General features: G+C 69.4%; 6 protein-coding genes. 3 read left to right on the top strand and 3 right to left on the bottom strand.

From position 1 onward, the window contains the following. Nucleotides 1-87: 87 nt before the first annotated feature. Both recB and recC read right to left on the bottom strand, forming a co-directional pair. A complete protein-coding gene (gene recB / locus ABY44_RS00630; RefSeq protein ID WP_060173778.1) occupies nt 88-3798 on the bottom strand; it encodes an exodeoxyribonuclease V subunit beta in 3711 nt (1236 codons plus the stop codon). Continuing rightward, nucleotides 3795-7139, bottom strand: a complete 3345-nt coding sequence (gene recC, locus ABY44_RS00625) for an exodeoxyribonuclease V subunit gamma (RefSeq protein WP_060173777.1) — start codon at nt 7137-7139, stop codon at nt 3795-3797. The genes recB and recC overlap by 4 nt, the downstream gene beginning before the upstream one ends. Nucleotides 7140-7320: 181 nt before the next feature. On the opposite strand from recC, the gene ABY44_RS00620 reads away from it, so the two are divergent. Together ABY44_RS00620 and ABY44_RS00615 are read left to right on the top strand one after the other, a co-directional pair. Continuing rightward, a complete protein-coding gene (locus tag ABY44_RS00620) occupies nt 7321-9612 on the top strand; it encodes an FUSC family protein (protein ID WP_059695506.1) in 2292 nt (763 codons plus the stop codon). Nucleotides 9613-9903: 291 nt separating this feature from the next. Continuing rightward, nucleotides 9904-11271, top strand: a complete 1368-nt coding sequence (locus ABY44_RS00615; protein WP_059695504.1) for an amino acid permease — start codon at nt 9904-9906, stop codon at nt 11269-11271. 148 nt (nt 11272-11419) lie between these two features. On the opposite strand, the gene ABY44_RS00610 is transcribed toward ABY44_RS00615, so the two are convergent. Continuing rightward, the gene (locus tag ABY44_RS00610) at nt 11420-11581 is read right to left on the bottom strand and encodes a hypothetical protein (RefSeq protein ID WP_006476417.1); all 162 of its coding nucleotides are present in this window, start codon (nt 11579-11581) and stop codon (nt 11420-11422) included. Nucleotides 11582-11823: 242 nt separating this feature from the next. Here ABY44_RS00610 and ABY44_RS00605 point away from each other — a divergent pair. Beyond that, the coding region (locus ABY44_RS00605; protein WP_431640734.1) for a Fe(3+) ABC transporter substrate-binding protein at nt 11824-12854 on the top strand (1031 nt) is incomplete at its 3' end.

Genomic DNA, 12854 nt, shown 5'->3' with positions numbered 1-12854 from the left:
CTTCCGCGAGCGCGATGCCGAAATCGGCGGGCTCGGGCAGCCGCGCGACGAGGCCGCCGGTGAATTCGAGCGTATCGTCCTGCGCGTTCATGCGCGGCCCCCTTCCATCATCCGGTCGAGTGCGTCGACAAGCGCGCGCGCGGGCCGCCGCGCATGCACGCCGGCCGGCTCGCCGCCGCTGCGCCAGCCGGGCCGTACACCCCGCACGAACAGGTACAGGTAGCCCGCGACATGCGTGTCGTAGTCGTAATCGGGCAGCCGCCCGCGCAGGTAGCGATGCAGCGCGACCGTATAGAGCAGCGCCTGCAGGTGATATGCGTGGTCGGCCATCGCGACGTCGAGCGCGCGCGGGCCATAGGCGTCCGGCGTCGTGCCGAGATGGTTCGACTTCCAGTCGACGATCCAGAAGCGGCCGTCGTGTTCGACGATCATGTCGATGAAACCCTTGATGAAACCGGCGAGCATGCCCGCCTCCAGTGCAACGTCCGGGTAGCCGTGCGCGACCAGCAGGCGGCGTAGCGCCATCAGGTCGAGCGACGGCGCCGGGAACAGGAACCCCATTTCGTCGAGCCGCTTCGCGGGATCGAGATCGACGAGCCGCATGCCCGGCACGAGCTCGGTGTGCACGACGTCATCGACCAGTTGCACCATCATCGCCGGCAGACGTGTCGCGAGTTCGGGCCCGGCCTCGACCGGCCGGTCGTGCAGCGCACCGAGCGCGGCCTTCGGCCACGACTCGGGCTCCGTGAACCGGCTGAGCTCGAACAGGCGGTGCAGGCACTCGCCGGCCGCCGCACCGCGCGGGAACACGAGGATGTCGTCGTCCGGCGGTTCGGGCGCAACCGTATCGGCCAACAGCCACTCGGCATCCGGCGCGACCGCGGCGAGCGCATCGTGGTCGGGCCGCAGTTCGTCATCCGGCACGGCCGCGACGCCCGCCTCCTCGCGCGCCATCGACGCGGTCAGCGAACTGAAGCTGGCCATCCGCCAGGCATCGCGCAGCACGCGCGTCGCATGGCGCGCCGCGAGCGTCTGCGACGCGTCGTGCCCGGCCGCCAGACGCTCGGGGCGCGCAGGCGCCGGCAGCGGCGCGACGCTCACGGGGCCGCCCGCGAGCGCGTGCCACGCCGTATCGAGCGCGGCTTCGTCGGGCGGCTCGTCGAGCCATGCATCGAACGACTGGCCGGCGCCGGCGACGAGCCAGTTGAGCACGCTGCGTCGCGCCTCGCGCGTCGAGCGCGACGACAGGTACGGCCCGGCGACGACGTAGCAGCGATAGACCGCACGCGTGAGCGCCACGTAGACGAGCCGCGCGCGCTCCGCGGCCTGCTCGCGCAGCGCTTGCTGCGCCGCATGCGCGGCCGCGTCGTCGTCGCACCCGTAATGCAGCACCGCGTCGCCCGCATCGTCGTGGTATTCGCGCGCATCGGGCAACGCGGACGCGGGCGGCTCGCGCAACCCGCCGTCGTTCAGGAACGGACAGAACACGATCGCGTATTCGAGGCCTTTCGACTTGTGCACGGTAACGATCTGCACGAGGTTGCGATCGGATTCGAGCCGCAACTGCGCTTCCTCGCCGCCGCCGTCGAGCCGTTGCGCGGCAAGCCAGCGCAGCGTCGGCGCGATGCCCGGCTGCGCGGACGCGCGTGCCTGCGTCAGTTCGGCCAGATGGTTGATGTCGGTCACGCGACGCTCGCCGTCCGCGCCGGCCATCAGCCGCTCGGCGATCCGCAATTCGCGCGTGAACGTGCGCCACATCACCGCGAAACCGCGTTCGCGCCACAGCAGCCGGTACCGCGAGAAGCGCTCGACCCAGCTCATCGCGTCGGCGCTGTCAGCCGCGGACGCTTCGTGTGACGCATCACCGTCGCCCTGCTCCATCCGCCACAGTGCGCCGGCATCGAGGCCGAACCAGTCGGCTGCAAGCGCCGCGCGCAGCCGCCGCAGGTCGCCCGGCGCATCGATCGCCGCCAGCACGCGTTCAAGCTGCTCCGCGTCGCCGGTCGAGAACACCGAGGCCTGCGCCAGTTCCACGCTGCCGATGCCCCACGTGGCCAGCACGCGCTTCACGAGACTGCCCTGCCGGTGCGTCTGCACGAGCACTGCGATATCGCCCGGCGACAGCGGCGACTCGCCGAGCCGAACGCGCCCTTCGCGCGCGCCCCGCATCAGCCGGGCAATCTCGGCGGCACAGGCCTGCGCGGCCCGTGCCTGCGCATCACGCTTGAGCAACGTGCCTTCACCGCCAGGCAACGCCCACACCCGGAAGTCGCCTGCCGGGCCCGGATCGGTTTCGTCGACGAACGGCGCGCGCACGCGCGTGCCGGCACGCACCGCGTAATAGTCGAGCCCGTCGAGCACGAACGCGCGCGGATTCGACATGAAGAAGCGGTTGCACGCATCGACGATCGCGGGCGTCGAGCGCTGGTTGACCGCGAGCGTGTAGCACGCGCTCGCCCGCGCGCGCGCCGCCAGATAGGTATGCAGATCGGCCGCGCGGAAGCTGTAGATCGCCTGCTTCGGATCGCCGACGAGGAATAGCGGGCCGCCGGGCGCGAAGATCCGGTCGAAGATCGCGAACTGCAGCGGGTCGGTATCCTGGAACTCGTCGATCAGCGCGGCCGGATAGCGCGCGCGCAGCGTCTCGGCGAGCCACGGATGCGCATGCAGCGCGTGGTACAGGTTCGCCAGCAGATCGTCGAACGACACGATGCGCCGCGTGCGCTTGCGCTCGGCCAGCTCGCCCGGCGCCATGTCGAGCCATTCGGCGATCAGCGCGAGCCAGCGCGCGCGCTGCGCGGCTTCAGCCGCCGCCACGGCCGCCTCGAGCGCGTCCGCCACGTCGAAGAACGCGTGTTCGGGCGTCGCGCCGCCTTTTTTCGTCGCCTTCACGAGCGCGGTGCGGGTGAGCTTCAGCGCGGCCTTCGGCAGCGCAGCCGTCGCGTCGCCCTGCGCGAAATGCGCGGCCCATGCGGCGAGCGCATCGGCAACTGCTTCGGGTTTGTGCGACCGCTGGTTGAGCGCGGGCTGCGCGGTGCGCAGCAACGCATCGATCGCTTCGCGTTCGGCCGCCCACATCCGTCCGGCCTCCGCGAAGCATTCGGCCGCGGCGGCCTCGGCCGATTCGTCGGGCTCGGTCACGCCGTCCCAGCGCAGCGCGGCGAGCGGCTTCTTCAGCCGGCGCGCGAGCTGCGCGTCGAGCGCGGCCGGCCCGGCCCCCGATTCGACGAGCCAGGTCGCGAAACCCGGCCAGCGTGCGGCCGCCGGTTCGACGCGCGTGCGCCAGAAATCCGCCGCGAGTTCGAAGCGCAGCGACGCATCGTCGGCCTCCATGTCGAACGCGAACGGCATCGCGGCCGCGAACGGCGCTTCCTGCAGCGCGCGCTGGCAGAACGCGTGGATCGTATGGATGGCCGCCTGGTCGAACGCGCGCAGCGCACGCCGGATCCGTTTCGCGGCCGTTTCGGGATCGAGCTCGCCACCTTCGCCGAGCGTCGTCTCGAGCAGGCGCTCGATGAACGGATCGCCGCCGTCGTCACCCGTATCGAGCGCACGCGCAAGCTGCGCGAGCCGGCCGCGAATCCGCTCGTGCAGCTCCGCGGTCGCCGCCTTCGTGAAGGTCACGACGAGGATTTCGTCCGCACCGAGATCCTTTTCCAGCAGCAGGCGCACATAGAGCGCGCAGATGTTCCAGGTCTTGCCGGTGCCGGCCGATGCCTCGATCTGGTTGACGCCATCGAGCGGACACGCGAACACGTCGAGTTCGAGCGCCTGCTGCGGCTGCGACACGGCGCTCATGCAACCTCCTTCAGATGCTCGACGAGCGGATCGAACACGAGCCGCGCGAGTGTGGCGAACGGCTCGTCGAGCGACGCATGCGCGCCGCGCCATGCGATCGCGATGGCCGGATCGTCGGCTTCGCTCACGACCCGTTCGTTGATCCAGACGCTCGCGGCCTTGGCCTCGCCGTCGGACACCCGCGCCCATGCGCTGCGCGGGAAAAACCGCAGCGGCATGCGCCGCCCCGCGCGAAACAGCGCGGCAAGCGGTGCGAGCTGCTCGAGCGGCGCGGCGACAGGCGTCAGCTCGAACGCGCCGCCGCTGCCGAACCACAGCGTGCGGCGCGGGCCGCCGGGCTCGATCGCGCAGTAGACGAGATGCGCAAGCCACGCGGACAGGTAGTCGCGCGCACTCGGCCTCGCATAACGGTAGATGATCTGCCCGGCCTGCGTCAGCCGGTTCAGCGTGCCGTGCAGTTCAAGCGGCGCGCTCACCGCGTCGCCCGACAGCAGCGCGTCGTGCGCACCGAACAGCGCCTGCTCGGTATCGGGCCACGCGGGCACGACGGTGAGCGAGAACGACCGCCGCTCCATCCCGTCGGCCAGCGCACGACGCACGTTCGACGCCAGCTGCGTCATCGAGCCGAGCGCCTGGTCGCGCCACACGGCGCCTGTCGCACCGCCCGGCAGTTCGGGGCTCGCGTCCGCGATGCGCAGCGCATGATCGTGCACGCCGCCCTCGTCCGATTCGATCAGCAGCGGCAGCACGCGCTCGGCGAGCGCATCGCTGCCGGCGAAGTCGAGCGCGAACGGTTCCGTATCGAGCAGTTCGGCCTGCGCGTCGGCAAGCACGATGCCGAGCCGGCCGCGCAGCAACGCACGCGCCGGATGGCGCCAGAAGCGTTCGAATTCGCTGAATGCGACAGGCTCGACCGGTTCGGCCGGCAGCGGCTGCGCGAAGAACGGCAATTCGCGCGGGCCGTCGCGCGACGCTTCGGCGGCGAGCAGCGACGCGAGCGTCGCCCGCTCGGCGTCATAGGACACGAGCGCGCCGCCGGGCTGGAAATACGCGGCCGCGAACGGTTGCAGCGGATGCTCGACGATGAACGCGCGCCGTGCGGCATCGACCGCGCCCGGCGCGGCGTCGGGGCCTGCCGTGACGAGCGCGAGATGGTCGAGCAATTCGTCGACGAGTGCCGCGGGCGGCAACGGCGCGTTGTCGCGAATGCTGCGGCCCGTGTACGCAATCAGCAACCGGTCGCGTGCGGCGAGCAGCAGGTCGAGAAACAGGTTGCGCTCGTCGTCGCGGCGCTGGCGATCGCCGAGCTTCGGCAACACGGCCATCAGGTCGAATTCGTCCGCGCGCGCGAGGCTCGGCAGCACGCCATCGTCCATCCCGAGCAGGCAGACGACGCGATACGGCAGCCCGCGCAGGCTCGTCAGCGACGAGAACGTGACGCCGCCCCACGGCACCCCGCCGCGCGCCGGATCGTCGAGCGCGGCGGCCAGCCCGGCCCGGACGACGGCCGCCGGCAGCGCTTCGTCGGGCGCCCCCTCCGTCATCGCGGCCAGCATCGCGTCGAGCGCGTCGCGCACGCCCGCGAGCGCATCCGCATACGCGGCGCCCGAATCGAAGAAACGCGCGAGCGTGTCGGCGAACAGTTCGCTCCAGCCGTGCGGCGTATGCGATTCGGCCAGCCGCCGCGCGAAGCCGTCGAGGTCGTCGGTGAAGCGTGCGAGCCGGCCGAGCAGTTCGGCCTCGCTGCCGGTGGCCGCTTCGATCGGCAGCCACGCGCCGACCGGCGCCGCGCCTTCCGGCATCGCATAACCGAGAAAGAGCCGCGCGAGCGCATCGGAGAACGTATGACGCGGCGACGGCACGGCCGCATCGTCGCTCGCGAGCGGCGACAGCCCGCGCCGCGCGCCGGCGGCCGCGAGCCAGGTCTGCACCGTCTCGAGCGCCGTCGCGTCGATGCCGTAGCGTGCCGACACCGCGTCGACGCGCAGCCATTCGACCAGCTCGGGCGCACCGACCTGCCGCTCCGGCAACGCGAGCCAGTCGAGCAGTACGCGCGCGACCGGGTTCGCCTGCGAAGGCGGCAGGCCGGTGATCCGGTAAGGCACGCGTGCACCGCCACTGCCGGCCGTGCCGAACACGGCGTCGATCAGCGGCCCGGCCGCCGCGAGATCGGCGACCGCGACGAGCACGTCGGACGGCTGCAGGCTCGCGTCGGCGTCGAACCACGCGAGCAGCCGGTCGTGCAGCACCTCGAGCTGGCGCGCGAGGCTGTGGCACACGTGCACCTCGATGCCGCGCTCGGCCGGGGCATCGCCGGCTTCGGCCTCGGGCCGCAGTTCGAGGATCGCGTTCTGCACACGCGCGAGCCACGTCGGCGCGGGATTCTCGATGAAACGCGACGCGTCGCCCGACGCGGCGCTTTCAGTCAGTTCGTGCAGCATGTGCAGCTGCGCCTGGGTCTGCCTGCCCCATTCGGCGAGCAGCGGATGGCCGACCTCCTGGTAGTCGAGGCGCCCGGCCGCGTCGAGCGCCTCGGCATGCGCGGCGGTCACGATGTCGAACCAGAATTCGCGGCACGGGTTCAGCGCATAGACGCGCAAGTCGATCCAGCGCGACAGCTCGCGCAGCAATGCGACGTGCAGCGGCGGCATCGTCGGCAGCGCGAACACGCTGACCGATTCCGGCCAATGCGTGCGTGCGCGCGCGACGGTTTCAGGATCGAGATGGCGCGCCTCGACGAGGAAGCGGTGCGCCGGCGGCGTGCCGCTGTCGCTCAGCTCGGCGAGCAGCGCGCGCCACAGCGCGGCCTGCCAGCGCTCGTCGTCGCGCGCGGCGTCGCTGATCCCGCGCGGCGCGCCGTCGCCCGCGAGCACGGACTCGCCGGCCTGCCACGCGGCGAGCCACTCGGGACGATAGGTCAGGTAATGGTCGAGCACGGCCGCGACGCGGTGGGCAAGCTCGTAGCGCATCGCATCGTCGGACGCGGACAGATACGCGGCCAGCCGCGGCGACGCGAGCCACGGCGCACCGTCGGATGCCTGCGCGAACAGCCGGTAGCAGCGCCACACGAGGCGGTCGGGTGCGAACGGCGAACGCGCGGGCACCGTCAGCACGCGGCCGATCTGCGCCCACAGCCATTGCGCGAGATACGTGAACTCGACGTTCGCGCATACGCCGTTGCGCGCGGCGATGTCGAGCTCGAGGCGACGGCGCAGCGCCGCGCTCGGCACGATGACCTGTTGCGGCGCCCACGGGCCGTTGCGGGCCGGGAACGCGGCCAGATCCTCGAGCAGCGCGTCGGCCAGCGTTTCGTGACGGTTCGAATAGAAGAGATGGAGCATGAAGCAGGCGTCGGAACCTCGCGCGGGCAGGGCCGGGCGAACAGGATCACCAAGGATAGCAAATGGACCGCCTCCGCGAACCTCGGCCGGAAAGCCAGGTTTTGCGGACCGCGAAATACGATAGACTCGTCGCCAGTCAATACGCCGCCCCGGGCGTCTTCGTCTGCCATTCAGTCCATCGATGCGCTATTCGGTCGAAATCAGAAAGTTTTTCTACAGCCAGTACTTTTTCGGCGGCCTGCGGATCGCGGTCGGCGTTTCGCTGCCGGCCGTGCTGTGCCTGATCGTGTTTCACAACCGCGAGCTCGGCTTCACGATCTCGACCGGCGCGCTCGGCGCCTGCGTCGTCGACATGCCGGGCCCGCTCAAGTACAAGCACAACGAAATGCTCGCGTGCAGCGTGATCGGCTTTCTGGCCGCGCTCGCGACCGGCCTTGCCACACCGAACATCTTCGTGCTGTGGCTCACCATCGTGCCGCTCACCTTCGTGCTGTCGCTGATCGTCGTCTACGGCAACCGCTGGCCGCAGATCAGCTTCGCGACGCTGTTCATGATGGTGATGACGCTCGAGGAGAAGTTCACGCCGCTGCAGGCGTTCATCAACGCCGGCTGGATTCTCGCGGGCGGCCTCTGGTACACGTACTGGGCCACGCTCGTGTCGCGATGGCAGGCGCGCCGGATCGAGCAGCAGGCGCTGGCCGAGAGCCTGTTCGCCTGCGCCGACTACCTGCTCGCGCGCGCGCAGTTCTACGACCTCGATGCCGATCTCGACGAGTGCTACCGCAATCTCGTCGCCAAGCAGATCACGGCGGTCGAAACCCAGGAAACCGCGCGCGACATCGTGCTGCGCAACCTGCCGAAGCTGCGCCGCGGCAAGCTCGATCCCGGCCGCACGACGATGTACAACCTGTTCATCAACAGCGTCGACCTGCACGAGCTGTTCGTCGGCGCGCACACCGATTACCCGCTGGTGCGCAACACGTTCGGCGGCTCGGACCTGATCATCTTCTATCGCGACCTCATCGGCAAGGCGGCCGCCGATCTCGAGGAGATCGGCCTCGCGGTGCTCGAAAACCGCGCCCCGCATTCGCGGATCAGCGTGAAGGCCGAGCTGCGCGCGATCGAGTACGAGATCGAGCTGATGCGCAAGAAGAACTTCCCGGCCACCAACGCGGAGGCGTATGCGGCCGTGCTCGCCACGTTCCGGCGCATCTGGAGCGCGACGCGCCTGATCGACCGGATGCGCCGCAACCTGTCGGGCCACGCCGATCCGCAGCAAACCGAACTGAAGATCGACAAGGCGCTCACGCGCTTCCTGCAGCGCCGCCGGATGTCGCCGCTCCTGATCTTCTCGAACCTGAACATGCGTTCCCCGAGCTTCCGCCACGCGCTGCGCGTGACGATCGCGGTGGCGGTCGGGTTCTGGCTCGGCCGGCTGCTGCCGCTCACGAACGCGTACTGGATCGTGATGACGACCATCATCATCCTGAAACCCGGCTACTCGCTCACCAAGCAGCGCAACGCGCAGCGGATCATCGGCACGCTGATCGGCTGCGCGGCGAGCATCGCGCTGATCTACACGGTGAAGGAGCCGCACCTGCTGATCGCGATCATGTTCGGGTCGATGGTGATGAGCTACAGCCTGCTGCTGTTCAACTACGCGGCGAGCGTCGTGTTCACGTCGTCGTACGTGCTGCTGATGTTCCACCTGCTCGCGCCGGGCAGCATGCGGATCATCGGCGAGCGCGCGATCGACACCGTGGTCGGCTGCATGATCGCGATCGCCGCGAGCCGGCTGTTCCCGTACTGGGAATACCGGCTGATGGGCAAGCAGGTGGCCGACATGCTCACCGCGACCCGCAAGTATTTCGAGGCCGTGTGGCGGGCCGGGCGCGGCGTGTCTCCGCCGCCCGTGCCGGCCGCCGACGGCGCGGCCGTCGTGCCGGTCGTCGCCGCGGCCATCGAGGCGCCGGCCACGACCCTCGACGACGACTACCGCTACCGCCTCGCGCGCAAGGACGTGCACATCGCGTTCGCGAATCTCGGGCAGGCGTTCCAGCGGATGATGATCGAGCCGAAGGCGCACCAGCGCTTCGTGCCGGAACTGAACGACCTGCTCGTGCAGACCCACGTGCTCGGCGCGCAGATCACGGCGGCCGCGCCGCTGATCCGCACGGCCTGCGCAGCCGACGGCAACATCCTTCACGACGATGCGCTGCACCGCGGCCTCGCCGCCGTGCTCGACAATCTCGAGAAGGCCGAGGCCGGCGAGCCGCCGCCCGCCGATCAGCTCGACGCGTCGAAGCAGATCACGCGCGACCTCGACGCGATGGTCGTGTCCGCGGAGAAATCCGATGCGGTGGGTGCCGAGCTCACGCACGACCTGAAGGTACTCGCACATCAGTGCAAGCAGATGCTCGCGTCGTCGCTGCTGATCCGCAAGGATGCGAGCGTGATCCGCCTGCCCGCCTGACCGCGGCTTTACCCCGCCGGTGGCCGGCCCGCGCATGCCGCGGATCGGCCACCGGCGCTCCCCGATTCAGCGATCCCCGAAGCATGACCCGAGCGTTCCAGGCGGCCCGCGCCTCCCATGCGCGACCGCCCTGCCCCCTGTTGCGCCCGTCGCGCCAGTCAGGGAATACCCGATTCCGGTCATCCGGCCCGGCTTGTTATCATTCGTTCACATTCAAGTTGTATAGACAACTTGACGCAATCGGACCGGCCCCGCTCGCCCGGTCCGTCGCATAACGATATCGGAGACACGATGAAAAACTTGCAGCGCCACCTGAGCGCGCGGCACATCCGCTTTCTCGCGCTGGGTTCGGCGATCGGCACGGGCCTGTTCTACGGTTCGGCGTCCGCGATCCAGCTCGCGGGCCCGGCCGTGATCCTGGCGTACATCCTGGGCGGCGCGGCCGTCTACATGGTGATGCGCGCGCTCGGCGAGATGGCCGTGCGCGAACCCGTCGCCGGCTCGTTCGGCCACTATGCGACCGAGAACCTCGGCCCGTTTGCCGGCTTCGTCACCGGCTGGACCTACACGCTCGAAATGGTGATCGTCGCGATCGCCGACATCACCGCGTTCGGCATCTACATGGGCTTCTGGTTTCCGGACGTCCCGCAATGGATCTGGGTGCTCGGCGTCGTCGCGATCATCTGCGGGCTGAACCTGTGCCACGTGAAGGTGTTCGGCGAACTCGAGTTCTGGCTGTCGATCATCAAGGTCGGCGCGATCGTCGCGATGATCGGCGGCGGCGTGGCGATCCTGCTGACCGGCATGCACTTCGGCCATTCGGCCGACGTGCCGACGTTCGCGAACCTGTGGAACCATGGCGGCTTCCTCCCGAACGGCGTCGGCGGGCTGATCGCGTCGCTGTCGGTCGTGATCTTCGCGTACGGCGGGATCGAGGTGATCGGGATGAGCGCCGGCGAAGCCAAGGATCCGGAGCGCGTGATTCCGCGCGCGATCAACGCGGTGCCCGCGCGCATCCTGCTGTTCTACGTGCTGACGATGGTCGTGCTGATGTCGATCAGCCCGTGGACGGGTGTCGGCAGCGACGGCAGCCCGTTCGTGCAGATCTTCTCCGCGCTCGGCGTGAAGTCGGCCGCGACGATCCTCAACCTGGTCGTGATCAGCGCGGCGATCTCCGCGATCAACAGCGACATCTTCGGTGCGGGCCGGATGATGTTCGGGATGGCGCGCCAGGGCCAGGCACCGCGCGTGCTGATGACGACGTCGCGGCACGGCGTGCCGTGGGTCACGGTGCTCGTGATGGCGGTCGCGCTGCTCGCCGGCGTGCTGCTCAACTACCTGATGCCGAAGGACGTGTTCCTGATGGTCGCGGCAATCGCGACGTTCGCGACCGTGTGGGTCTGGCTGATGATCCTGCTGTCGCAGGTCGCGATGCGCCGCCGGCTGTCGAGCGCCGAAGTCGCGGCGCTGAAGTTCAAGGTGCCGTTGTGGCCGGTCGCGCCGGCGCTGACGATCGCGTTCATGGGCTTCGTGATCGTGATGCTCGGCTGGTTCGAGGACACGCGTGTCGCGCTGTATGTCGGCGCGGCGTGGCTCGCGCTGCTCGCGGTCGTGTTCTACGCACGGATCCGCCCGAAATTCGCACCTGCGTCACGTTGACGCACGGCTGACCGGCGTACGCGGCGCGCCGGTTCCGGCGCCCGCTTCGTTCCCGGCTCCGCGCGGCATCCGCCGCGCCAACAGCGGGGCACTCGTCCCCTTCACCTCGACGCCACGCGCGCGGCCCGCCGGGCCGCGCATCGGCACGTCAGTGCGATGCGGCGCTCGCGGCCTCGGCCGGATGGGCTTCGTCGTACGCGTGCTTCTGCGAAATCGCGTTGTACAGGATCGTTCCGATCACGAGCAGCACGGCCACGACGATCAGGATGCTCACGTTGCGGACTGGGTTCTTCTTGCGCTGATCGTTCATGGTCGGGGCGACTCCGTCAAATTCATCGAAGCGGGCATTCTACGCGCTTGCGCCCGTCCCGCGACGCCCCGTTTCCGCTCCCCTTTCCCGTCCTCCGCCTGCCCGTCGTTATCTTTCATTTGATAACGGTTCCCATTTCGATCTAGAATCCCGAGTCTTTCATTTTGTAATATTCTGGGTCGCTCGAGCGGCAGGCGCGCCCCGGAACGCTCCCTTCGTCCACCTGCCCCTCCGGAGTCTTCATGTCGAATCCGCGCACCCGCCTGCTGCCGCTCGCCGGCGCCCTCGCCCTTGCCGCCGCTGCCTTCGCGCCGCCGGCCCACGCGGCCGAGGAAGTCAGCCTGTACACCACCCGCGAACCGAAGCTGATCCAGCCGCTCATCGAAGCGTTCACGAAGCAGAGCGGCGTCAAGGTCAATACGGTGTTCGTGAAGGACGGCCTGCTCGAGCGCGTGAAGGCGGAAGGCGCGCAGTCGCCGGCCGACGTGCTGATGACGGTCGACGTCGGCAACCTGCTCGATCTCGTCGACGGCGGGCTCACGCAGCCGGTGCGCTCGAAGACGCTCGACGACGCGATTCCCGCGAACCTGCGCGGCGCGAACGGCGACTGGTACGCGCTGTCGCTGCGCGATCGCGTGCTGTACGTCGAGAAGGACCTGAAGGTCGATGCGTTCCGCTACGAGGATCTCGCCGATCCGAAATGGAAGGGCAAGGTCTGCATCCGCTCGGGCCAGCATCCGTACAACACGGCGCTCGTCGCGGCGATGATCGCGCACGACGGCGAAGCCGCGACCGAGAAGTGGCTGCGCGGCGTGAAGGCGAACCTCGCGCGCAAGGCGACGGGCGGCGACCGCGACGTCGCACGCGACATCCTCGGCGGCATCTGCAACGTCGGCCTCGCGAATGCTTACTACGTCGGCCACATGAAGAATGCGGAGCCCGGCAGCGACGCACGCAAGTGGGGCGATGCGATCAAGGTCGTGCGGCCGACGTTCGCGAACGCGAAGAGCGGCGGCACGCACGTCAACATCAGCGGCGCGACGGTCGCGAAGCACGCGCCGCACAAGGCCAACGCGGTGAAGCTGCTCGAATACCTCGTGTCGCCGGAAGCGCAGGCGCTGTATGCGCAGGCGAACTACGAATACCCGGTGCGCGCGAACGTGAAACTCGATCCGGTGATCGCCGGCTTCGGCACGCTGAAGATCGACCCGCTGCCGCTGGCGGACATCGCGAAGCATCGCAAGCAGGCGAGCCAGCTCGTCGACAAGGTCGG

The sequence above is a fragment of the Burkholderia sp. ZZQ-2 genome, assembly GCF_050768715.1.
Lineage (GTDB): Bacteria > Pseudomonadota > Gammaproteobacteria > Burkholderiales > Burkholderiaceae > Burkholderia > Burkholderia cepacia.
Note: the sequence above shows the minus strand (reverse complement) of the source record. Positions and strands in the feature narration are given on the sequence as shown.